General features: G+C 58.3%; 21 protein-coding genes. 6 read left to right on the plus strand and 15 right to left on the minus strand.

All coding sequences use genetic code 11. The features are described from left to right. The first annotated feature begins 66 nt into the window (after positions 1-66). From ABEA08_RS19535 to ABEA08_RS19545, 3 genes are all read left to right on the plus strand, one after another. Positions 67-708, plus strand: a complete 642-nt coding sequence (locus ABEA08_RS19535) for a TorF family putative porin (protein ID WP_345337095.1) — start codon at positions 67-69, stop codon at positions 706-708. 72 nt (positions 709-780) lie between these two features. Beyond that, positions 781-1,017, plus strand: coding sequence for a hypothetical protein (locus ABEA08_RS19540; protein ID WP_345337096.1), 237 nt, complete (start codon positions 781-783; stop codon positions 1,015-1,017). Next, complete coding sequence (locus ABEA08_RS19545) at positions 1,014-1,193, plus strand: DUF2970 domain-containing protein (RefSeq protein ID WP_345337097.1); 180 nt, start codon at positions 1,014-1,016, stop codon at positions 1,191-1,193. Before ABEA08_RS19540 ends, ABEA08_RS19545 begins: the two co-directional genes overlap by 4 nt. Here ABEA08_RS19545 and ABEA08_RS19550 read toward each other — a convergent pair. From ABEA08_RS19550 to ABEA08_RS19590, 9 genes are all read right to left on the minus strand, one after another. Then, positions 1,179-1,991 carry a Dam family site-specific DNA-(adenine-N6)-methyltransferase gene (locus ABEA08_RS19550; RefSeq protein ID WP_345337098.1) on the minus strand — a complete coding sequence of 271 codons (813 nt, stop codon included), beginning with the start codon at positions 1,989-1,991 and terminating at the stop codon, positions 1,179-1,181. The genes ABEA08_RS19545 and ABEA08_RS19550 overlap by 15 nt on opposite strands. 35 nt (positions 1,992-2,026) lie before the next feature. After that, complete coding sequence (locus ABEA08_RS19555; RefSeq protein ID WP_345337099.1) at positions 2,027-3,487, minus strand: AAA family ATPase; 1,461 nt, start codon at positions 3,485-3,487, stop codon at positions 2,027-2,029. Then, the gene (gene aroB, locus ABEA08_RS19560; protein ID WP_345337100.1) at positions 3,484-4,563 is read right to left on the minus strand and encodes a 3-dehydroquinate synthase; all 1,080 of its coding nucleotides are present in this window, start codon (positions 4,561-4,563) and stop codon (positions 3,484-3,486) included. Before aroB ends, ABEA08_RS19555 begins: the two co-directional genes overlap by 4 nt. 18 nt (positions 4,564-4,581) lie before the next feature. Beyond that, entirely contained in the window at positions 4,582-5,097 is a 516-nt protein-coding gene (gene aroK, locus ABEA08_RS19565) for a shikimate kinase AroK (protein WP_345337101.1), read from the minus strand. Between the two features lie 156 nt (positions 5,098-5,253). After that, positions 5,254-7,293, minus strand: a complete 2,040-nt coding sequence (locus ABEA08_RS19570) for a type IV pilus secretin PilQ (protein ID WP_345337102.1) — start codon at positions 7,291-7,293, stop codon at positions 5,254-5,256. Positions 7,294-7,313: 20 nt separating this feature from the next. After that, positions 7,314-7,829, minus strand: a complete 516-nt coding sequence (locus ABEA08_RS19575; RefSeq protein WP_345337103.1) for a pilus assembly protein PilP — start codon at positions 7,827-7,829, stop codon at positions 7,314-7,316. Next, complete coding sequence (locus tag ABEA08_RS19580) at positions 7,826-8,419, minus strand: type IV pilus inner membrane component PilO (RefSeq protein WP_345337104.1); 594 nt, start codon at positions 8,417-8,419, stop codon at positions 7,826-7,828. Before ABEA08_RS19580 ends, ABEA08_RS19575 begins: the two co-directional genes overlap by 4 nt. 2 nt (positions 8,420-8,421) lie before the next feature. Then, positions 8,422-9,006, minus strand: coding sequence for a PilN domain-containing protein (locus tag ABEA08_RS19585; protein ID WP_345337105.1), 585 nt, complete (start codon positions 9,004-9,006; stop codon positions 8,422-8,424). Continuing rightward, on the minus strand, positions 8,994-10,070 hold the full coding sequence (locus ABEA08_RS19590; protein ID WP_345337106.1) for a pilus assembly protein PilM: 1,077 nt from the start codon (positions 10,068-10,070) through the stop codon (positions 8,994-8,996). Before ABEA08_RS19590 ends, ABEA08_RS19585 begins: the two co-directional genes overlap by 13 nt. 173 nt (positions 10,071-10,243) lie before the next feature. Between ABEA08_RS19590 and ABEA08_RS19595 the strand changes: the two genes are divergently transcribed. Further along, complete coding sequence (locus tag ABEA08_RS19595) at positions 10,244-12,814, plus strand: penicillin-binding protein 1A (protein ID WP_345337107.1); 2,571 nt, start codon at positions 10,244-10,246, stop codon at positions 12,812-12,814. A gap of 287 nt (positions 12,815-13,101) precedes the next feature. On the opposite strand, the gene argH is transcribed toward ABEA08_RS19595, so the two are convergent. The 5 genes from argH to argC are packed head-to-tail and all read right to left on the minus strand — an operon-like array spanning position 13,102 to position 18,966. After that, the gene (gene argH / locus ABEA08_RS19600) at positions 13,102-15,027 is read right to left on the minus strand and encodes an argininosuccinate lyase (RefSeq protein ID WP_345337108.1); all 1,926 of its coding nucleotides are present in this window, start codon (positions 15,025-15,027) and stop codon (positions 13,102-13,104) included. Positions 15,028-15,029: 2 nt separating this feature from the next. Continuing rightward, positions 15,030-16,250 carry an argininosuccinate synthase gene (locus tag ABEA08_RS19605; protein WP_345337109.1) on the minus strand — a complete coding sequence of 407 codons (1,221 nt, stop codon included), beginning with the start codon at positions 16,248-16,250 and terminating at the stop codon, positions 15,030-15,032. A 27-nt stretch (positions 16,251-16,277) separates the two neighbouring features. Next, positions 16,278-17,186, minus strand: a complete 909-nt coding sequence (locus tag ABEA08_RS19610; RefSeq protein ID WP_345337110.1) for an ornithine carbamoyltransferase — start codon at positions 17,184-17,186, stop codon at positions 16,278-16,280. An 11-nt stretch (positions 17,187-17,197) separates the two neighbouring features. Further along, positions 17,198-17,968 carry an acetylglutamate kinase gene (gene argB / locus ABEA08_RS19615; RefSeq protein WP_345337111.1) on the minus strand — a complete coding sequence of 257 codons (771 nt, stop codon included), beginning with the start codon at positions 17,966-17,968 and terminating at the stop codon, positions 17,198-17,200. Further along, positions 17,965-18,966, minus strand: coding sequence for an N-acetyl-gamma-glutamyl-phosphate reductase (gene argC / locus ABEA08_RS19620; protein WP_345337112.1), 1,002 nt, complete (start codon positions 18,964-18,966; stop codon positions 17,965-17,967). Before argC ends, argB begins: the two co-directional genes overlap by 4 nt. 383 nt (positions 18,967-19,349) lie before the next feature. Here argC and ppc point away from each other — a divergent pair, with 383 nt between their 5' ends. Together ppc and ABEA08_RS19630 are read left to right on the plus strand one after the other, a co-directional pair. Next, entirely contained in the window at positions 19,350-21,989 is a 2,640-nt protein-coding gene (gene ppc, locus ABEA08_RS19625) for a phosphoenolpyruvate carboxylase (RefSeq protein ID WP_345337113.1), read from the plus strand. 4 nt (positions 21,990-21,993) lie between these two features. Then, the gene (locus tag ABEA08_RS19630; RefSeq protein ID WP_345337114.1) at positions 21,994-22,536 is read left to right on the plus strand and encodes a DUF1439 domain-containing protein; all 543 of its coding nucleotides are present in this window, start codon (positions 21,994-21,996) and stop codon (positions 22,534-22,536) included. Positions 22,537-22,546: 10 nt separating this feature from the next. Here the strand turns inward: ABEA08_RS19630 and ABEA08_RS19635 are convergent, their stop codons facing one another. Beyond that, a complete protein-coding gene (locus tag ABEA08_RS19635) occupies positions 22,547-23,830 on the minus strand; it encodes a CinA family nicotinamide mononucleotide deamidase-related protein (RefSeq protein WP_345337115.1) in 1,284 nt (427 codons plus the stop codon). Positions 23,831-24,061 lie beyond the last annotated feature (231 nt).

Raw genomic sequence — 24,061 nt, forward strand, 5'->3', positions numbered from 1 at the left:
TCCACCCCGCATTGAAGCATGACGTTCCGGGCTCGAGCCCACCATTGGATAATTAGGGATTGGATGATGAAAAAGATTGTACCTCACGTAGTAGCCGCGTCCGTGTTGGCCGCTTCGAGCTCTGTCGCTGCCATTGAGTTAGGCGCCGATACCGAATTGAGTTTTAACGCGACACTGGCCAGTAACTACCTGTTTCGTGGTGTCAGCCTTTCCGACGATGATTTTGCCGTTCAGGGTGGGGCTGACTTAGCTCACGGCTCAGGCCTGTACGCCGGCATTTGGGCGTCCACCTACGATAACGGTGGCGATACCGAAACCGAGGTTGATTGGTGGGCGGGCTATGGCTTTGATCTCAGCGACAGCCTTTCTTTGGATGTCGGAGTGACCCGCTACTACTACCCGAGCGTCGGTGGCCACACCACCGAATGGTACGCAGGCGCCGCCATTGCGGATGCGACCGTCACCCTATTCTATGATCAGCACATAGAACAATGGTATTTCCAGGGGGGCTACGACTTTACCCTGCCTGCTGACGTTGTCCTCAGCGCCCACGTCGGTTATACCGAGCCCGACGAAGCGTCCGGCTTCTATGATCTGGGATTGACCGCAAGCTATGCCATCAATGATCACATCGAGGTGTTTGGCGGCGCGGTGTACCATGAAGAAGAAAAAGACAATTACGTCGCCGGTGTTAACTTTTACTTCTAACGATTAGCGCCGTTAGCACTTTTGCAACACCGCTGATATAATCGCCTCCAGAGATCGACTCGGGAGGCGATTGTGTTTTTGCGAAACCGCAAACACCTAAAGGGAATGCTGCTGACGGGCGCCGCTGCGCTGCTGGCGTTGTCGGCTTATGGCTGGTTGCAGCAAGAGTGCACAGGTACCTGCCTCCAGGCGGAGGCCAAGCTCAAGTGGCATCAGTGGATCGCCGGCAGTGACAGCGGCCAGATCCACTTCGTTGATCTGCTTGAACTGCTCTATCGGCCGCAAGATAACCGTAGGCCCACTCAGTGATCCGGATCATCGGCTCGATACTGGCCGCCCTGTTTGGGGTGCAGTCCGAAGCCAATCGCCAGCACGACTTCCAACAACGCTCCGCCCTGCCCTACCTGCTGACCGGGCTCGTCGCCCTGCTCCTGTTCGTCCTGAGCCTTGTGCTCGTCGTGCGCTGGGTATTAGCGGCGGTATAAGGCGAACAACTCGTCCACCTTCTTGCGTCCACTGGCCTTCGGGCTGATGGAGCGCGTCACCTTCAAACTTTCCAATTGCGCGGCATGGTACAGCTCCTGCGCCAAAGGCGTGTCATGGTTGCTGATCAACACCGTGGCCCCCTGCTCCTGAGCGATCTCGTGCGCCCCTCGAGCCAATAAGGCCTGATCATCCAGGCTAAATCCGCCGGACGCATAGCTGGTGAAGTTGGCTGTGGTTGATAACGGCAGGTAGGGCGGATCGCAATACACCGCATCTCCGGAGCGCGCTCGAGCCATTGAATCGGCATAGCCTTCACAGAAAAAGGTCGCTTTTTGGGCTTTTTCGGCAAAAAACCATAGCTCCTTTTCCGGGAAATAAGGCTTCTTGTAGGAGCCAAACGGCACATTAAATCCGCCGGACTTGTTGTAGCGGCACAGGCCGTTGTAACCAAACCGGTTCAGATAGAGGAAGAGCACCGCTCGGCCCCAGCGCTCGTGAGTCTGGTTAAACTCGGCGCGGATCCCGTAATAGGTTTCCTTATCGTTGTTCTCGGCGGTAAACCACTTCTTCGCTTCACGAATGTAGCCATCCGGATCCCGCTGCAGGGTCTGGTACAGGCCGATCAGATCCGGGTTGATATCGCTTAGCAGATACTCGGAGAAATCCGTATTCAAAAACACCGAGCCCGCCCCGACAAAGGGCTCGATCAAGCGATCACTCTTAGGCAAGCGCTCAGCGATCTGCTCGACCAGCTTGTACTTGCCGCCCGCCCATTTGAGAAAAGCTCTGGATTTCATTATCTGCCAACCGTTTTCTGCGAAAAGCGGAGATTCTACCCTTGTTGCCGCAGGATCTCAGCCAATAGTTGCTCTTCTGATAGCTCTTTTTGCACTGCAGCCATCGATTTGATGTAAGGCGACAGGCTTTGAATCCCTTCGGGCATCTGTGCCAACGCCGCAGCGGCCGCCTGTCGATCCTCGAAGCCGCCCAGCACCAGAACATACCAAGGCTGCGGCTGCCGATCGATGCGGTAAACCGTCACATCATCATCGATGCCATGGCTGGCCATAAAGCCAGCGATAAGTTTAGGGTAGGAGAAGACCGCCAGCTGCAACACATAGCTGTCAGCGGGACGCTGCAGCAGCGGCTGTTGCGACAAAGGCACACTGATCTCGGTCACCGGCGCCACGGCCACCTCGACCGGCGGCACGGACAGATCGATCTCCGCCTCGGGCAGTGCCACCTCGGCCTGGATCTCCCCAGCCAAAGGAAGATCAGACGCAACGGCCTCCGGCGGCCAGCTCCCGGCCAGATCCGACGCAACGGCCTCCGGTGGCCAGCTCCCGGCCAGATCCAGTGCCGCCCCATCCAGCGCCCACTCTTCCTGCCGGTCGTCCGGATCAGACTCAGGCACGCCCTCAAGCGCAATCGAGCTCACAAACGCCAGCGGCACGATCTCGTCATCAGCGGACACCGGGCCCTCGGCAACATCGGACGCCAGATCCCATGCCTCAGGCTCGGCAGCAGGCTCCAACCAAAGCCAGATCATCAACGCCAAAACCAGCACCGACAAGGCAGCAATGCCGCCCCGATGGGCTGGGCTGATCGCGGCTAAGGGCCGAGCCTCACGCAGCTGCTCCACCAAGCCGACCACGGCGCTGGCACTGCCATCCGACTGACGCAGCTGCCGCTCAAGCGCCTCGTCATTCGCCACCCCTTGCTTGCCACCTTGCAGAGCCAACTGTTCATACAAACGCTGACGCTCTCGCAGTGGCAATGCGCCGATCTCAACCGGCAACAAGCGCGCACTGAAGCTTTCGGGCAGTTCAGCCTGCAAACGCCCAACGAGGCCGTCCTCACACACCAAGATCAAGGTCACGTGCAAGGTCACCGCTTCGCTATCCATCACCAGCGTCAGCAGCTCAGCCAATAAGGTGTCGGCCACCCAGTGGGCGTTATCGATCACCAGCAGCAACCGCCCCGGGATCTCCGGCGCCAGTCGCTCTAGTGTGTCCGGCAGGGGCTCGAGGCTATCAAAAACGGCATGGGGGATAAGCTGATGGATCAACTGCTCGCGCAGGCGAGCGGGATCGCCTGCGGCCGTCGCGGTCAGAAAGGCTTGGTTAAACTCGCCACTGTGCTCGAGCACAGCTTGCGCCAGCACGGTTTTCCCCATGCCACGCGCGCCATGCAGCAAGATCAGATGATCGCCGTACTCGGTCAGGTAGCGCAAACGCTCCAGCAAGCTTCGCTGGCTGGGCAGCAAGGTGGAGGCTGCTGCAGGTTCACTCATAGATCGTGCAGAAAGGTCCGCAGTTGCGCTTCGGTCACATCCGCCGTCACGACCGCACGCCCTAAGGTGCGCGGCAGGATCAGCCGGATCTGGCCATTAAGCGCCTTTTTATCGCGTCGCATATGGGGCAGGTATTGCTCCGCCACCATATTATCTGGCCCCGCCACCGGCAGTTCGAACGCCTGAAGCAGTGCACGGATCCGCGCGATCTCGGCGTCATCCAGCCAACCCAGTTGATGGGACAGCAGTGCAGCCTGCATCATACCGGCGGCCACCGCCTCGCCGTGCAGCCAAACTCCGTAGCCCTGCTCGGCTTCGATAGCGTGGCCAAAGGTATGGCCCAAATTGAGCAAAGCCCGCACCCCTTGCTCTGTCTCGTCTTCGGCTACCACCTCAGCTTTGATCTCACAGCAGCGACGGATCGCGTAGATCAGCGCCTCTGGTTGCTGCGCCTTCAGAGCCTGTTGCTGCGCTTCAAGCCACTGAAAGAACTCGCCGTCCCAGAGGATCCCGTATTTGATCACCTCGGCCATGCCCGCCGCAAATTCGCGCTCGGGTAAGGTCGACAGGGTACGAGTATCCATCAACACCAACTCCGGCTGATGAAATGCGCCGATCATGTTCTTACCCAGCGGGTGATTGACGGCCGTTTTGCCGCCGACCGAGGAGTCGACCTGTGCGAGGAGGGTGGTGGGGATCTGAACGAAGGAGACGCCACGCTGATAACAGGCCGCGGCAAAGCCGACCATATCACCGATCACACCACCGCCCAGCGCCACCAAGGCGCAATCACGCCCCAGATCCAGCGACAGGGCCCGTGAAAAGATGGTATCCAGCGTCGCTAACGTTTTCTCCGCTTCACCATCTGGCAACACCAAGGTGTCGACCAGCTTGCCCGCTTGACGCAGCAGCGTGCAGGTCCGCTCTAAGTACAGCGGTGCCACCACATCATTGGTGATCACCAAGGTGCGATGGGGCTTCAATTGTGCGAGCCATTCCTGTCCCGAATCCAATAGATCCGGTGCAATGATAATGGGGTAGCTGCGCGTCCCCAGCTGTACGTCGATCCGTTCCATGGGTTGCCTACTTCAGCGTTAGAAGCCTAACCGCTCAATGATCTCGTTCGCGACGATCTTGGCGCTTTGCTCGTCGGTGCGCACCACCAGATCTGCGACCTCTTCGTACAGAGGATTACGCTCACCGGCCAGCTTTTCCAGAACCTCACGCGGCTCATCCACCTGCAGCAGAGGGCGACGCTTATCACGCTGGGTGCGAGCGACCTGTTTGTCGATGGTCGTTTCCAAATACACCACGATGCCACGCGCAGACAGGCGATTACGCACCTCTTTGCTGATCACAGAACCACCACCGGTGGCCAACACGATCCCCTGTTTTTCAGTGAGATCGGTGATCACGCGCGCTTCGCGCTTACGGAAACCTTCTTCACCCTCGACATCAAAAACCCAAGCGATATCGGCACCACTACGGGCCTCGATCTCTTGGTCAGAGTCAAAAAATTCCAGGTGAAGCATTTGTGCTAGATGTCTACCAATGGTGCTCTTACCAGCGCCCATGGGACCAATCAGAAAGATATTTCTTTTTTCAGCCATTTCTACAGTCGAGTTAATAAAATACTTAAGCTAGCGACCACCTGAGTGGCGGCGGAAAATTACCCACTTTGACGCTAATTTTGGTGGCAGATTATCGCAGGGAATGGCGCAGCAACGCAATAGAAGGCGGTGCAAAGCACCGCCGTAAATGATGACTTAGAGCTCTTCAGTAACAATTTTCGGGGTCACGAAGATCAATAACTCCTTCTTCTCGGTGAAATCACTGGTGTTGCGGAAGAACCAACCCACCAAGGGAATGTCCCCCAATACCGGCACTTTAGAAACCGTATTGAGCTGCTGTTGCTGAAAGATCCCGCCGAGTACGATGGTCTCGCCGTTGCGGGCCAAAACCTGAGTAGAGATCCGCTGAGTGTCGATCGCCGTGGCCGGTCCCGTGGCCGTTTGCACCGTTTCCCCCCGCGTGTCCTGCGTCACGGTCAGATCCAATACCACCCGATTATCCGGCGTGATCTGCGGCTTGACGGTTAAACCCAGCACCGCTTTTTTGAATTCGACCGAGGTCGCCCCACTGGAGGTGGACTGCACAAAGGGGATCTCGACCCCTTGCTCAATAAAGGCGGTGAACTGATTGGCCGTCGTCAGGCGGGGGCTGGCAATGATCTCCCCCTTGTTTTCCCGCTCCAGCGCGGACAACTCCAGATCCAGCAAGGTGCCATCACCCAACTTGGCCACATGGAACGCAATACTGCCCGCTGGCTCAGCCACCGGAAGGTTCACGTTCAGTCGATCGCCGATCGAGGGGATCGTGCCATTGGCGATCCCCTGCGCTCCCTCAAGGCTGCCAGAGGTGCCACGATCATTTTGTTGATCGGTAACGCCCCAGCGGATCCCGAGCTCTTCGTTGATGTTGTCGCGAATGGTCACCATGCGAGACTCGATCACCACTTGTTTGATCGGAATATCCAGCACTTCCACCAAACGATGGACGTCCTCCAGCCGCTCGGCCGTATCCTGCACGAGCAGGGTATTGGTCCGCTCATCGACCGAAACCGTGCCCCGCTCCGACAGCAGGCTACCGGCATCGCCACTGAGCAAGTTAGCGATATCCGAGGCCTTGGCGTAGTTGATCTGAACGTATTCAGAGAACAGCGGAGCCACCTCTAATTTTTCCTGCTGATCACGCAGCTCCTGATTTTCCTGGGCCGCCAGCTCTTCTCGTGGCGCGACCAGCAAGATGTTGCCCTCGACCCGCTTATCTAGGCCATTGATCTTTAGGATCATGTCCAAGGCCTGATCCCAGGGCACATCATCCAGATTTAACGTTAGGTTGCCGTCAACGGAGTCCGTCGTCACCAGGTTAAACTGATTATGATCGGCGATGATCTGCAGCACGGTGCGGATCGGGATATCCTGAAAATTCATCGACAGCAGCGAGCCGTTGTAGCTCTTATCCAGCGGCTTAGGTCGCTCGGGCGGCGTCAGGGTGAGGATAAACTCCGCCCCTTCCTGCCGGTGTGAGAAATCGAACGCAGCCCCGCCCATGTCCAACCTTATCTGGCTATTATTGCCATCCCGGAAGGTCTCAAACCCCACCACTTGGGTATTAAAATCCTCCACATTCACCACATACAGCAGCTCATCGGCAATTTGGGTGTTGTACAGGGTCACCATCAGATCGGCGCCGAGTCGCTGCAGATCCACCGCCGCTCTGGCTTGGCTCAAGGAGAGGATTAACTCCCCGCTGTCATGGTTGGCGCGATGAAAATCGATCGCCTCAATGGCAGTCACATGACGTGCTTCCTCGCGAGACGCCGTCGCGGCCTGCAAACCTGTGCTGTCATTTAAGATCAGGCGATAAACGCTGCCATCCCGCTCACTTTGGTATGCCACCATCTTGTCTAACTCAATGGTCACCACCAAGGTCTCATCGTCCGAGTGCAATAAGATATCCCCGACCCCACGACTCCCTACCGGAATACGCTCCGTCTGCAGGCCGGAATGGCTGGCAGCAAAGCGCAGTTGCAGTTGAGCGGGATCGCTGGCGATAAGCAGTTGAGGCTCGGCGATCGCCTGCTCAAACCGAAACTCCAATTCAAGCTGCTCGCCAACCTGGCCTTGATAACGCAGATCCGCCAATTCCGCGGCCTGCAATGAGCTCATCCCGCAGGCCACAACAACCCAAAAGCCAACACACCAGAAGTGCCGCAAGCTCGATAACCACTTTCTTCCATGCATGGTTTGCTTCCTTAATGAATTCACTCGATCACCATCGCCAACTGCGTTTCGCGGCTATGCCAACATCCCTTGGCATCCGGGATCCATTCGGCCACCACCAGACCCGTCGCACCGATCGCTTTCACCTGCCCGTGGTACAAACCCAAAAAATCACCCACGCCAACGGTATGGATCGCACCATCGCCAGATTGAAGTAATGCCCACTTTTTTTGTGCGTCTTGCAAGATCCCTTTGAGCGCAAAGCTGTCTATTGCATAGGCTTCCAAAGCCCCTTTGGTGCGGGTCAGATCAGGTCGGGGGCAGTCTTGTGCGGGCGTTTGCTCTTGCTCACTCAAGGACACCTTCTGATACCGAAACGGGCTGCGCAGCGAAGACGCCAAATAGGGCACTCCGACGATCTCCAGAGCCGGAGGGGCCGCCTCGGTAAAGGGCACTGGGGTTGCCTGGACCTCTGCGACATACTGACGCAGATCCGCCATGCCACCGCCACAACCAGCCAACATGACGCTGAACAGTAGAGCATATCGACGCATCATTGCTTACCCCCTTCGACACTGGCCGCCAGCTCAGAGAAGCGGTAAGTCTTCGCCAGGACCGTCATGCCGATCTGCCCTTCATTCGCCACCATGACAAAATCATGCAGACTCACGATCCTGGGCAAACCCGCCACGCCGGCCGAGAAGGCACCAAAATCGTGATAATCACCACTGAGCTTCATTTCGATGGGCAATTCCACGTAAAAATCGCGCTGCAGCTCCGGCTTCCAATTGAGGCTTTGGATCCCCAGATCCGCATCCGTTGCGAGGAAAGTCACCGAATCAAGCAATCGCGGCATCTCATTCGCGGTTGGCAGCATGGTCAGCATCGCATCAAACTGTGCCTGCATCTCCTCCAACAAGGCGTGATGCTTGGGCAGGTTGGCCGCCATGCGGTACTTCCCTTCAAACTCCTGCTTGAGCGTCACCTCTTGCTGCTTCATCTGCTCCCATTGCGACACAGAGTCACTGATCAGCAAGAAGTAGCCTGCCACCATGATGAGGATCGCCACCACCACCGCCAACCCGATCTTGGCCGGCCTGGGCCAACTGCCGAGGGTGTCAAAGTCCAGCTCGTTCAATTGCTGCATGTTCATGGCGCCTGCCCCTCTGCCAGCTCTGCTTCCACCACGGGATCCTCGAGCATCACGGTGACATCCAGCTTAAAGGCATGCTCTCGCGTGGTTTCGCCTGCCGCAGCAACGATCTGGTGCACCTTCGGGGCCGCCAACCATTTCGAGCCCTCAACCTGGCGCATCATATTGGCCAGGTGGTTGTTTGAATCGCAAAAGCCCTGCAGAGAGACCGAGCTTCCCTTGATCTCTAAACGGGTCAAATAGACCCCGGGCACCATCACTTGTGCCAACTCGTTCATAAGCTGTACCGGCAAGTGGCGTTCCTGCTGCAGCGCCTTGATCACATCGATCCGTTTGAGCAGCTTGGCCTTCTTCTCTTTGATCCGCTTGATCTCGGCGATCTGCGCATCCAGCCGAGCGATCTCCTGCTGCAGATAGGCGTTACGTGCCTGTTGGCCTTGCTGCAACTGGCCCAACATGACATTGGTGAGCAGCAACACCAACACACACACACCGGCGACACCACCCAAGATCAACAGATAGTGCTGCCGGGCCCGCGCGCGCTGCGCCTCCCGCCACGGCAAAAGATTTATATGTGCCATGGTTCGAAACTCCTTAAGGCCAAGCCGCAAGCCACCATATAGCTGGTGATATCATCACCCACCTGTTGGCGCAGCGTGTCTGAGGCGATCAACCGGCCCGCAAAGGGATCGGCGATGTAACTCGGGATCCCCAGCTCGCCGCTGAGCATCGACGCCAACCCCTCGATCCGCGAGCTGCCACCGCACAGCAGCAGGCAATCGACCTGTTCATAGGGGGTCGAATTGCTGAAGATCTGGAAGGTACGGCGAACCTGCTGCAGGAATTGCGTCTGGAAAGGCGTGAGTACCTCGAACACATAGTTGCGCGGCAGCTCTCCGGCGATCTTTGCCCGCTCGGCTTCATCAAAACTCATGCCGTAATAGGATTGGATCGCCTGGGTAAACTGCTCTCCGCCAAAGGCCTGCTCGCGGATAAACACGGTTTCACCATCCGCCACCAAGGCGAAGGTCGTCATGCTGGAGCCCAGATCGACCACGGCAACGACTTTGCCTACCCCGGCATTGGGCAGTTGCTCCGCCAACAGCTTATAGCTGCGGCCCAAGGCGTAGCCTTCAACATCAATGACCCGGCTCTGCAGTCCGGCCGCTTCCAGCGCTTCGACCCGAGCATCGACATTGTCAGAGCGGCACGCTGCCAACAAGATATCGACTTTCTTGGTCTCTTCATTGGTGTGGATCGGCTCAAAATCGATATTGACGTCATCCAGCGGGTAAGGGATCAAACTGTCGGCCTCGATCTCGATCTGAGCCTCCAGCTCCTCTTCCGACAGTCCCGAGTCCATGTGGATCACCTTGGTCATGACCGTCGAGCCCGATACCGATGCCGCGCCAAACTTGGCGCCTTTGGGCAGCTGCTCTTTGATCGAGCGCATCGCTGCGGCCACGGCTTCGGGATCGCGGATCTCCCGCTCAACCACGGCGCCTTTAGCTAACGGCACCTTTGCGACGCCTTCTAATCGGTAACCCTCAGGCGCCTCGGTAAGCAGGACCGCTTTCACCTCCTGCGTGCCGATATCCACACCCACCAGACTTGGATTTTTTTGCTTAAACCAATCTGCCAGCATCTTCCCTGCCTGTGCATATTTTCCCCACCTCCTAGAATGAACCAATTAGAGGCAATTAGACAACCACTTAGCTACATAATATTTACAACACAAAGTCACCCCGCTGCCTTTTTGGGCATTGGGATGCAAGGTATACTTATCCGCTGTTCGCCTATATCGAGGAATGCAACTGAGTGAAGTGGTTTAAACGTCTCCTGGCCACCTTTGGCATCTTATCCGTTCTGGGACTGGCAACCCTGTTCGGCTTATACGCATGGATCGCCCCGACCCTGCCGGGCGTGGAAACGCTCAAGACGGTGCAGTTGCAGACCCCGATGCGGGTCTACAGCGCCGACGGTCAGCTGATCTCCCAATTCGGCGAAAAACGCCGGATCCCCGTGCGTTACGAAGAGGTGCCGCAACCACTGATCGATGCCTTCCTCGCCACGGAAGACGCGCGCTTCTTTGAACATTATGGGGTGGATCCCATCGGGATCGTTCGCGCCGCCGTCGTGGTCGCGACCACAGGCAGTAAGGCCCAGGGGGCCAGCACCATCACCATGCAGGTCGCGCGTAACTTCTTCCTGACCCGCGACAAAACCTACATTCGTAAGATCAAAGAGATCTTCCTCGCCATTGAGATCGAGCGCGTTCTCAATAAAGAGGAGATCCTCGAGCTCTACCTGAACCGCAGCTTCCTGGGCAACCGCGCCTACGGGATCGGCGCCGCAGCGCAGGTATACTACGGCAAGGTATTGAGTGAGCTGACCCTGCCCGAGATGGCAATGATCGCCGGTTTGCCGCAATCTCCGTCCGTCGCCAACCCGATCCGTAACCCAGAGCGCGCCAAAAATCGTCGCAATGTGGTTCTGCTGCGGATGCGTGAGACCGGCTTTATCACTGACGCGGAATATCGCGAAGCCCGTCAGGCGCCGGTGACCGCGCGCTATCATGGTGCCGAGATCGATCTTTACGCCCCTTACCTGGCCGAAATGGCCCGTGATCACATGGTGGCCACCTACGGTGAGGAGGAAGCCTACACCCGCGGCTTTAATGTCTATACCACCGCCACCGCCGCCACCCAGCGTGCGGCGCAGCGCGCATTGCTAGACAACCTGTTTGCCTATGATACCCGTCATGGCTATCGGGGCCCGGTTGCCGTCCTGTGGCAGCGCCCCACCGACCAACCTCTGTCTGAGTTGGATGGCCCCGATGGGATCGCAGCGGATCTTATCGAGCAGGAGCAGGATCTGACCTGGGATCACGAGACTATCGTCAGTCACCTACGCCAGGTTCGACGCTTCCGCGATCTCCACCCGGCCGTGGTTATTGCGGTCGCAGATAAGACGGCGCAAGTGCTGACGGCCCAAGGGGAGCAGATCGAGCTGCCCTGGTCTGGACTGAACTGGGCGCGAGAATACATCAGCGACACCCGCCAAGGCAGCGCGCCGCGCAAATCAGCCGATGTGGTGCGCGAGGGTGAGCAGATCTGGATCCGAGAGTTTGAGGATAATTGGTGGCTGGCCCAGGTGCCGGATGTCAGCAGTGCCTTTGTCGCCCTGGATCCAACCAGTGGCGCCATCGAGGCCTTGGTGGGCGGCTATGACTTTGGTCAGAGCCAGTACAACCGAGCCACCCAGGCAAAACGTCAGCTGGGCTCCAACATTAAGCCCTTCCTCTACTCGGCTGGGTTAGATCACGGTTACACCCTGGCGTCCTTGATCAACAACGCGCCGATCACCCAATGGGATCGCAGTCAGGGAACGGCCTGGCGTCCACGTAACTCACCGGATGTGTACACCGGCCCGACCCGTGCCCGGCAGGGCCTGGCTCAGTCGATCAACGTGATGGCGGTGCGGATGATCCGCGAGGTGGGGGTCAATAACTTTATCGATCATGCGGTAAGGTTCGGCTTTGACCGCGGCGATCTGCCGGCCAACGAATCCTTGTCTTTGGGTTCAGCGTCCGCAACCCCATTGGAGAACGCCCGCGGTTTCGCCGTATTCGCCAATGGCGGCTATCTGATCGAGCCCTACTTCCTGGATCGGATCGAGGATCATAGCGGGCGGGTGGTGTTCCAGCATCAAGCCAAGATCGTCTGTCCCGAGTGCGAGCAAGCCTTGGCACAGGCTGAGCAACCCACGTCGGCAGCGCCGCTGATCGAGCAATGCCCTTGGCCGCAAGAGCTGCTAGCGCCTAGGGTGATCAGCGAGCAGAATGCCTTCCTGATCAACCAGACCTTGCAGTCCGTGATCTGGGGCGGCGGCAACTGGAGTGAGGGCACCGGCTGGAACGGCACTGCCTGGCGCGCCGCCAGACTGCTCAAACGCCGCGACATCGGCGGTAAGACCGGCACCACCAACGACGCACGAGATACCTGGTTCTCCGGTTATGCGCCGGGCCTGGTGGCCAGCGCCTGGGTCGGTTTCGACGATCACAACCGGGTACTCGGACGCACCAGCTGGAACGCCCACGGGCCGCAGGATCAGATCACCGCGGGTGAGTCCGGCGCCAAAACCGCAGGTCCCGCCTGGAACCAGTTCATGCAGATCGTACTGGAAGGGGTGCCGGAACGCCGCTACAGCGTGCCTGAGGGCATTGTGACGGCCCGGATCGATCTGGAAACCGGCAAGCTCTCCACTCGCTCCGATTCCAGCAGTCGCTTTGAGTACTTTATCGATGGTACCGCGCCGACGGAGATCGCCGACAGCGTCCCGGAGGAGAGTGAGATCTTCGAGCAAGAGATGACCGAAGAGTTGTTCTAAGCCGTCCCCGTCAAATACTGCGCCGCCCCCGACTAGGGGCGGCGTTTTTTTTGGCGCGGTAACGTGTTGCGATCCCACTGGCAGTGCCGGTCGTGCCATTGGCTAGGCAGGTTAACGCCAGCGTAGCCAGGCTGAACGCCAACATTTCCATGAGGCGACGTGCTCCGGGCAATGGCCCCTCAGCGCTGGATAAGGCAGAGCCCGAGCGCTCAATGAAGGCATGCAAAAAGCCCCGAACGCAGATCCGCTCGGGGCTAATCGGACGCTAAGGAGCAGCGCAACTTGGCTTAGTTAAAGTTGTAGGACATCGCCACTTCATCACACGCGTGCTTACGCGGACACAGCTCGCAATCCTTCATCACCTTCTCTGGCAGGATCTCCTTGCTGATCTCATCAAAGCCCATCTTGCCGAAGAAGCCTGGAACGCGAGTCAGCACAATGACCTTCTCCAACTCCAGCTCGCGGCCACGCTGCAGCATGTAATCGACCAAGGCACGGCCCTGGCCTTGACCATGATGGTTCGGATCGATACCAACACTGCGCATCTCCGCCAGCCCGGTCTCGTAGATGTAGAGCGAGGCACACCCCACCACCTTGCCGTCTTGCTCCGCCACGGAGAAGTCGAGCACATCCTGTAGGATCTCGTCGCGAGAGCGCGGCAGCGTCTCGCCCAGCTCCGCCCAGTAGTTGTTGATCTTGTGGATCGACGCGACATCGGACAGACGGGCCGAGCGAACCGCCAATAGCTCCGCTTTGTGAGCGTTGAGTCGCTGCTGCGACACATCCAGTGCATGGCGCACCTGCTTGGGCGCGGTACCCCCCATGATGTCCTGATCGGCGATCTCCTGCGTCGGTGCCATCTTCTGTTGGCCCAGCGCCCGCTCGATCTGCTCCAGCGACGTGCCCCCTTTCGCCACCCGCTTGGCCAGGCAAGCATCAATGGTCAGGTGCTGATACACATCGGACTGGATCTGATCCGAGAACACCTGCAATTCGGCCAGAGTGAAGTCTTCCAGTGCTTTACCCGCCTCAATGGCGGTCAGTACCACTTCACCCACCACATGGTGCGCCTCACGGAATGGCATCCCTTTCGCCACCAGATAATCCGCCAGCTCGGTGGCGTTGGCGTAGCCCTGCTGCGCCGCCGCCAACGTACGCTGCTTGTTGACCTTGACGCCTTCCAGCACCAGGGCGGACATATCCAGACACATCAGCCAGCTGTCAATGGCGTCAAACAGGCCCTCCTTGTCCTCCTGCATGTCCTTGTTGTAGGCCATCGGCAGCGCTTTCATGGTGGTCAGGATGCCGGTCAATGCCCCATAAACCCGACCCGTCTTGCCCCGGATCAACTCCAGTGCATCAGGGTTCTTCTTCTGTGGCATCAGGGAGGATCCCGAGGTCACCGCGTCCGCCAGTTCAATAAAGCCCGCTTCGCCGGAGTTATAGAAGATCAGATCCTCCGCCATCCGCGACAGGTGCATCATGGAGATCGCCGCCGCACTACACAGCTCGACCACATGATCCCGATCCGACACCGAATCCAAGCTGTTGTTGCTGGCGCCACGGAAGCCCAGTGCTTGAGCCAAGGCCTGACGATCCACCGGATAGGCGGTTCCGGCCAGCGCACCACTACCAAGCGGACAGGTATCGAGCCGGTTCAGCCCGTCTTTCACCCGCAGCAGATCCCGCTCCATCATCTCGACATAAGCCATGGCCCAGTGGCCGAAGGTGATGGGCTGGGCCCGCTGCAGATGGGTGTAACCCGGCAGCACGGTATGGGCCTCACGCTGAGCCAACTCCAGCAGTTGCTGCTGCACCTTGACCAGCGCCTCGATGATGAACTCGCCCTGATCCTTGCACCACAGCTTGAGATCGGTGGCGACCTGATCGTTACGGGAGCGGCCGGTGTGCAGCTTCTTGCCCAGATCGCCGACCTTGTCGATCAGCGCCGACTCCACAAAGCTGTGGATGTCCTCAGCATCGGAGCTGAGGATCTGCTCATCCGTCACCGTCTCAGCCAGATCATGCAGCGCCTTCACCAGGCTGCCATGTTCCAGATCGTCGAGCACTCCCACCTGCTTCAGGGCACCGGCCCAAGCAATGGAGCCAGTAATGTCCTGCTGCACCAAGCGATAGTCCACCGGCAACGAGTCGTTGAACAACTTAAAGCGACTGTCCGCGGCGCCGCTAAACCGACCGCCCCATAAGGCCATGATTATTTCTCCTCGCTCTGATCGGCCGCATGCATCGCGGCGATCCGACTGGACAGGCTGAACAAACGGATAAAGCCTTCCGCGTGCTTCTGGTTGTATACCTCATCTTCCTCGAAGGTCGAGAACGCTTCGGAGTAAAGGCTGTTCGGGCTCTTACGCTTCACCACGGTGGCGTGGCCTTTGTACAGCTTCACCACGATCTCACCGGTTACCAGCTTAGCCAGGCTCTCAGAGGCGGCCAGCAGGGCTTCACACAACGGGGTAAACCAGCGACCGTCGTAGATCACGTGGGAGAACTCTAGCCCGAGCTGTTCACGGAATTTGAACGAAGACTTGTCCAATACCATGGTTTCCAGGCCACGCAGCGCCGCATTGATCACGGTACCACCCGGGGTTTCGTAACAGCCGCGGGACTTCATGCCCACCAAACGGTTCTCGACGATGTCGATCCGGCCCACGCCGTTGTTGGCCGCAATATCATTGAGGTAAGCCAGCGCATTGTACGGCGTCATGGCTTCGCCATCGACGGCGGTAAGGACGCCCTGCTCAAAGTTCAGCGTCACGTACTGGGCTTCATTCGGTGCCTGCTCCGGTGATTTGGTCCAGGTCCATACCTGCTCGGTTGGCTCGCAGTAGGGATCTTCCAGCTCACCGCCCTCATGGGAGATATGCCAGGCGTTGGCATCACGGCTGTAGATCTTCTCCGCGCTCGCGGTGGTCGGGATATTTTTCTCAGCCAAGTAGTTGAGCAGATCGGTCCGCGACTTCATGCTCCACTCACGCCAAGGGGCGATCACGGCCAACTGGGGTGCCAGGGCGGCATAGGTGGATTCGAACCGGACCTGATCGTTGCCCTTGCCGGTACAACCGTGGGATACCGCGTCTGCGCCGACCTTCAGCGCCAGCTCCACCTGGGCCTTGGCGATGATGGGGCGGGCCATGGAGGTGCCCAGCAGGTAGGTGCCTTCATACAAGGCACCGGTCTTGAGGATCGGGTTGACGTAGTCCGCCACGAACGCCTCTTTCAGATCGATGACGTAACAGCTGGAAGCACCAGAGGCGATCGCCTTCTCTTCGACGCCTTCCAACTCTTCCGGATCCTGGCCGACATCGGCCACAAAAGCGACCACCTCGCAGTCGTGCTGCTCCTTGAGCCAAGGGATGATGGCCGAAGTATCCAGACCGCCAGAGTATGCCAGTACCACTTTCTTAATTTGAGTCATTGTCGTTGTCCTTCTTGATCTGAATTCTTATTGAGTGAGCAATTGCAGTAACACGGCGTTCTGGGCGTGCATGCGGTTTTCCGCCTGATCCAGAATGACCGAGCCCGGTCCGTCCATCACTTGTGAGGTGATCTCCACTTCCCGGTGCGCCGGCTGACAGTGCAGCACGTACTTCGCGCCACTTTGCGCCATCAGCGCGCTGTTGATCTGATAAGGCTGGAACTTGGCCTTGATGGCCGAGATCGGCGTGTCATCGCCCATGGAGATCCAGGTATCGGCGTACAAGGCATCACAACCCTCCAACGCCGCAGTGTCCGTCGACAGCACTAAGGTGCCGCCATGCTCAGCGGCGATGGCCTTGGCCTCCACCACCATATTGCCGTCAGGGAAATGCCCCGGTGGACACACCACCACCATGTCAGCCCCCAACTTGGCGGCCGCAAACATCAAAGAGTGGGTCACATTGTTGCCGTCGCCGACGTAACCCAGCTTCACCTGACTTAAGTCACCGCAATGCTCTTTGAGGGTCATGAAATCGGCCAGCGCCTGACAGGGGTGGTACAGATCGCACAGCGAGTTCACCACAGGTACCGTCGCATGCTCACGCAGTTCGATCAGGGTATTGTGATCAAACACCCGCGCGACGATGGCGTCGCACCAGCGCGACAGGTTCATGGCAAAATCCTGCACCGACTCACGCTGGCCCAGCGCACCGTTTTGTTGATCCAGGTAGACCGCATGGCCACCCAGCTTATTAATGCCGATATCGAAGCTGACCCGAGTCCGCAGGCTCGGCTTTTCAAACAGAGTGACCACAGACTTGCCTTTAAGGGCGTCCGCAACCGGCGCATAGTCCTGCTTAATGGCAATGGCTTGATCGATGATCGCCAGGATCTGTGCCTGCGTCAGATCTTTGAGTGTCAGTAAATGCTTCATCTCTTTATCCCTTAAGGTTGAACGGCGGTGCCGACCGGCTCGCCGTCCAGCAACGCCGCCAATTGCTCTGGACTCCGCCAACTGGCGATCCGCACACAGTTATTAATGCTCTTGGCCGCCGCCAAGGCCGCCTCCACTTTGACCTTCATGCCCCCTGCAATGACGCCCAGTGCCACCTGCTGCTCAAATCCGGCTTGATCTAGACTGGCGATCAACTGACCTTTGCCATCGAGCACCCCGGAGACGTCCGACAACAAGGTCAACTCCGCGCCCAGCAACTGGCAGATCGCCGTGGCCGCCTGATCCGCATTGACGTTAAGCAACTGGCCGGTTTCATCCACCGCAATGGAGCTGATGATCGGCAGCATGCCCGCCGACAGCAACGCGTCGGGCAAGGTCGACGCCTTGGCCACCACCTCACCGACGCAGCCCAGCGACGGGTCCAACACCTGCGCCTGCACCATGCCACCGTCCGCCAATGACAAGCCGACCGGTACCAACCCGACCTTGCAGGCCGCAGCCACCAGCGCTGTGTTCGCCGTGCCAGCTAGGGCGCCGGCCACCACAGGGATCTGCTCGGCAGGCGTGATCCTAAGGCCCTGCTTCTTATCCGAAGTGAAACCGTTCGCTTGCAGTTGCTGCTCCACCACGATGCCGCCACCATGGACCAGCAACAACTGCCATCCGCCCTGCTGCAGCCCCTGCAAGGTCTCGAATAGCCGTGCGATCCCGGTCTCGCAGGCCAACAGGGCGCCGCCCACCTTGATCACCATGGTCTTCATAATGCACCCTCGATACCAAACCGAATAAGTATGCACTGCAGCGCCTGGCTGGCGGCCCCTTTCATCAGGTTGTCGATGGCACTGGCCACCACCAGTACCTGACGCTCGCTGTCCAGCTTCCAACCCAGTAGGCAACGGTCGGAGCCCGCCACGTCGTCGATCTTGGGCCATTGACCGGCGGGCAGCTGATACACCTTGCTGCTGGCGTCATAACAAGCATACGCCGCAGCCACATCAGCCTCCGTCGTGCCCGGTGCCACCGGCACCGTAACAGTGGCCAGGATCCCGCGCTTGAAGGCCCCTAAGTGCGGGGTGAACACCACGGGGTGATCCAACTGGGTTTCGATCTCCGGCTGGTGCCGATGGCCCAACACACCATAAGGTGTCAGACTGACATTACAGAAACTGGAGATCAGTGAGGCCTTGCGACCGGCACCGGAAACGCCGCTCACGGCATTGATCACAGGAACCCCTTGCTCGCTGATCAACCCTTTCTGTTTCAAAGGCTTTAATGCCAACAGTGAGGCCGTCGGATAACAACCGGGTACGGCGATCAGCGCCGCTTGCGCCAGCGACGCCTGAGCCCACTCTGCCAAGCCATAGACCGCATCCGTCAGGAGTTGAGGCGCAGGGTGGTCAAAGCCATAAAACTGAGGAAAAACAGCGGCATCGGCAAAGCGGTGACCACCCGACAGGTCAAACACCTTGCAGCCATGCTCAAGCAAAGTCGGCGCCAACTGGGCACTGACGTGGTGCTCCGTCGCCAGACAAACCGCATCGGCATCAATGGCGGCCAGAGCGGCATCTGTCAATGGCAACAAGGGCTGATCAACCTGCCCCATAAGCTCTGGATAGAGTGAGGAGAGGGCTTTGCCTTTGTCGGCACTGCCGGCTGAGACGTACAGGCCAGAGAGGCAGAGCTCGTTATGTTGTGCTATCAATTTGGCCAAGATGGCGCCGGTATAGCCGGAGCCTCCAATTACTGCGACCTTAATCATGGTTCTGCTCCTTGCAGTCATAAGTCGTCATTCAGGGATCATACGAAGTTTGGGATCAGAGATACCGCGGCCTGGCGGCCAAGAGAATGGGAGTTATCGTCGTCGATACGCTAAAGGCAGGTTATTCATGATGATCGCTTTCTTTACTGCTCCTTGAGAATGAACCCAGATTACCTTAAGCAATTTATTATGCAACCCCAGTGCATAACTATATTTCCGTATCCGATTCACGAATATCGCAAGCCGCGTTCAACTCCCGGGCGATGGAGTCGGCCATGGTTATTTACCTCTGGACAGCGTGAATTCATCTCACTGTCCTTGACGCATGGTTGATTGCCCCTCAGGATCAACCGGTTAAGCATACTTTTCAGGGAGACAGATCGATGGCCGACATGTACGCCCAACTCAAGGCGAACGTCCATCTGCTGGGGGCGATCCTCGGTGATACCATTCAAGGCGAGCAGGGAGAGGAATTTCTCAGCCGCATCGAAGCGGTGCGTAAACTATCAAAAGCATCGCGTAACGGTGATGACGCCGCTCGTGGCCAGATGCTGGCGCTGCTGGCCGAGATGCCGGATGAGCAGTTAGTGCCGTTCGCTAGCTCATTTAACCAATTCCTCAATCTGGTGAACATCGCCGAACAGCACCACTCCATCTCGCGCAACTGCGATGAGCTGGTGTGCGTTCCCGATCCGGTCGAATTGCTGCTGGGTCGCTTGCTCAATGGCAAAGCCGAGCTGAAACCCGATCAATTGTTGGCCGAGCTAGAGAAGCTGGAGATCGATCTGGTCCTGACGGCACACCCGACCGAGATCACCCGCCGCACCCTGATCAAGAAGTATGCAAACCTGATCGACTGTCTTAGCGAACGGGAAAATCCCCAGCTGTCGAAGCTGGAAAGCAAGCGAAACACCTTGAAGATCCGTCAATTGGTGTCCCAGATCTGGCATACCAATGAGATCCGCAATCAGCGTCCAACCCCGGTCGATGAGGCAAAATGGGGCATGGCCACCGTTGAAGCCAGCTTGTGGCAGGCGGTGCCCGAGTTCCTGCGTCAGCTGAGCGAGCAGGTGCAAGAGCACACCGGCCAATTGCTGCCACCGCACATTGCGCCGGTGAAGTTTTCCAGCTGGATGGGCGGCGATCGCGATGGCAACCCGAATGTGACGGCCAAGGTGTCGCAAGAGGTGCTACTGCGCAACCGTCTGACCGCTGCCCGCCTCTATTTGGACGACGTAAGCCAACTGCACAGTGAGCTGTCCGTCAGTCGCTGCGATGACGCCTTACGCGCCGCCGTCGGTGAGGTACGTGAACCCTATCGGATCCTGCTGCGCCAGCTGCACGCCAAACTGCAACGCACCCACGATTACTTGGAGCAGCGCCTCGACGGCCACCACCCCGAGATCGAAAGCGATGCGCTGATCTGGCAAAAGGCCGATCTGTTGGCACCGCTAGAGCTGATTTACAACAGCTTGATGAACAGCGGCATGCACCTGATCGCCAACGGCCGTTTGCTCGACACCCTACGTCGGGTTCATTGCTTCGGCTGCACTCTGGTGAAAGTCGATATTCGCCAATCGTCCGATCGCCACGCCGATGCCATCGCCGAGATCACCCGTTATCTCGGCCTGGGTGACTATAACCATTGGAACGAAGCGGAGAAGCAGGCCTTCCTGCTGCGTGAGCTGAGCAATCGCCGTCCGCTGGTGCCTTCCCAATGGCAACCGTCTGCCAACACGCAGGAAGTGCTCGACACCTGTCGTTTAGTCGGCGAGCAAACTCAGGAAGCCCTTTCTTCCTACGTGATCTCCATGGCCGCAGCTGCCTCCGATGTGCTGGCCGTGGCATTGTTGCTCAAAGAGTCTGATTGCAACTTTGCCATGCCGATCGTGCCACTGTTCGAAACCCTGAGCGATCTCGACAACGCCGCCGATGTGATGCAAAGCCTGTTCACCATCGACTGGTACTTGGGCTACTGCCGCGGCAACCAGCAGGTAATGATTGGTTACTCGGACTCTGCTAAGGATGCCGGCGTAATGGCGGCCTCCTGGGCTCAGTATCGGGCACAGGAAGCTCTGGTGGATATCTGTAACAGTGCCGATGTTGCGCTGACCCTGTTCCATGGCCGTGGTGGTTCTATCGGTCGTGGCGGCGGTCCCGCCCACGAAGCGATCCTGTCTCAGCCTCCGGGCTCGGTAGACAGCCGTCTTCGCGTCACCGAGCAGGGTGAGATGATCCGCTTTAAGTTTGGCGTGCCCAAGGTGGCCGTTCAAAGTCTGGCGCTCTACACCTCTGCTGTACTGGAAGCGACCTTACTGCCGCCGCCGGTGCCGAAGCCAGAGTGGCGGGCCCTGATGGATGAGATCGGCGAGACGTCCGTGCTCGCATATCGCCAGATCGTCAACGAAGAGCCGGACTTTGTCCCTTACTTCCGTGCCGCGACGCCAGAGCAGGAGTTATCAGCTCTGCCACTGGGCAGCCGCCCAGCTAAGCGTAAGGCCGATGGCGGCGTCGAATCCCTGCGTGCTATCCCATGGATCTTCGCCTGGACCCAAAACCGCATGAATCTGCCAGCTTGGTTAGGCGCTGGCGAAGGCTTGCAGCAAGCTGTCGATAACGGCCATCAAGAAACCATGCGGGAGATGTTCCAGCAGTGGCCACTGTTCAGCACGCGCCTGTCGATGCTGGAGATGGTCTATGCCAAAGCAGAGCCAAATCTTGCCCGCTACTACGAGCAGATCTTAGTGCCGGAGACTTTGCACCACTTAGGCGATTCACTGCGCGAGCGACTGCAGACTGGGATCGACTGCATCCTGGATCTGACTCAGGAGCAAAGCCTGATGGAGCTGACGCCTTGGAACAAAGAGTCGGTCGAATTGCGCCACCCTTACATCGACCCGCTAAACTTCCTGCAGGCGGAGTTACTGCGCCGCTGTCGTAAAGAGAATGACAGCCCTGAGCTACAGCAAGCGCTGATGATCACCATTGCCGGGATCGCTGCCGGTCTACGAAACACGGGATAAACGTATGAAGAAGTCGGTTTGGGTTGGGCTTGCGGCACTGCTGCTGGGCGGCTGTGCCACCAGTTACTCGGTCAGTGAATCAGAGCTGGAAGGCCACCTCAACCGGCAACTTCGTTCAGAGCAAAAGATAGAGGGAAGCGGCCTGCTCGGTGCCGAGCTGACGTTTTCTGATATCCAGGTCGAGATCGGTCAAGAGACCGATCGCGTCTCAGTGGCTGCGCACTCGAGGATCAAGGTCAACACTCCCTTGATCCCGTTGCGTGCAGGTTTGGAGCTGCAGTTTAAGGCCACGCCTTGGTACGATAATACCGATCACAGCATCTATCTGCGCGATCTGGAGCTGGCTAACATCGAAGCCAGCCCCAAAGAGCTTGAGCAGATGCTGCTCCCCCTCAGTCGCGAAGCGATGCAATGGGTCCAGCTCTATCTAGAGAATCAGCCGATCTACAAGCTGGAAGAGCAGGGTTGGCAACAAGATATTCTCCGCAAATTTGGTAAAGAGATCCGGATCCGTCCGGGCAAACTTGAGTTTGTCCTCGAGCCCTAACTGATCCTCGTCAATACTGCCCTTGAGCGACCCGCTTGAGATAACCATAGTCCGCCATCACCGGTAGACCAAGCAGATAACGCCGCACCATATCCAGCGCCACCGTCGCCGCCAAGACTCGGATCTGATTGCGTTCTCGAGCCCCTAAACGCAACAACTGAACCTCCACACCGCCCTGGTGCGCCAGTGCAAACGCCACGGTGCCCACCGGCTTATCTTCCGTGCCGCCCTCCGGACCGGCGATCCCACTGACGCTGATGGCCAGATCCGTCCCTGCGCGCTCACGCGCCCCTCGCGCCATCTCCGCCGCAGTCTCCAGCGACACCGCGCCATGACACACCAGCGTCCGCTCAGACACATTCAACTCACGCTGTTTGGCCACATTGCTATAGGTGATCCACCCACCGTGCAGATAGGCTGAGCTGCCCGGGAAGTCCACCAATTGGCTTGCCACCATCCCCCCAGTGCAGGACTCTGCAGTCACAAGTGTAAGTAACCGTTCACTTAGTTGCTGGTGCACTGCCTCTGCAACACTGACCACATTCTCCCCCACTAACGCATCGCCGATCTCACCTCGAATACGCGCCAACAAAGCCTGCCAGGCATCCGCTTGCACCGGCCCACGTCGCATCAGCTTGAGCTCAATGTAGGGCAGCGACGCGCGATAACCCAGATCCACATACTCAGGCAAGGCAATGGACTGCAACAAATGAGCGAGCTGGGACTCACCTTGTCCGATCGTCAACAGGCGGTGCAACGGCATAGCCGCAGCGATCCCGTAGTCCCGCACCAACCAAGGCAAGATCTCATCCAACAGCATCTTCTTCAGCTCAGACGGAACACCCGGAGTAAACACAAACCAGGTGCCTTGCCAGCGCACACGAAAGCCGCAAGCGGTACCGACCGGGTTATCGATCATCACCGCGCCTGCCGGCAACATCGCCTGTTTACGATTAACGTTCGCCATCGGCCGGCCCCGACGTTCAAAAAACGCCGTCATCGTCGTCAGCCAGCCTTGATGCAGCTCCAGTTCAATTCCCATCGCTGCAGCGATCGCCGCGCCACTGAGATCGTCCTCGGTCGGGCCCAAGCCGCCATTGACCAGCACTACATCTGCCCGCCCCGCTGCGGCCGCAAAGGCCGCCGTCAGATCGTCCATCCGATCGCCCACAGTAACGCGAGAGTGGATCTCCACCCCATGCTCCAGCAAGCGCTGCGCCACCCAAGCCGCATTGGTATCGACGATTTGGCCCGACAACACCTCTTCACCGGTGCAGATCATTTCAATATGCATACAGATCTCCCTTAGTGTCCCTACACTATGCCACCCGCTTCCCCCCAGGCAAGCCATAGACAGCTCTTCACGCCAGATAGCATAAACCCAGCCGTCGGGCTGGGTTTATACCAATTGCACTAAAAGTTTGATCTAATAGTGCTTTGATTAGTGACCCGAGCATCGACGATGCATACTTCCAGCGATTTCAAGCAACTTGCCAAGAAAGTCAGCGATTCGAGGATGAGAACG

It is taken from the genome of Ferrimonas pelagia (assembly GCF_039543565.1).
Lineage (GTDB): Bacteria > Pseudomonadota > Gammaproteobacteria > Enterobacterales > Shewanellaceae > Ferrimonas > Ferrimonas pelagia.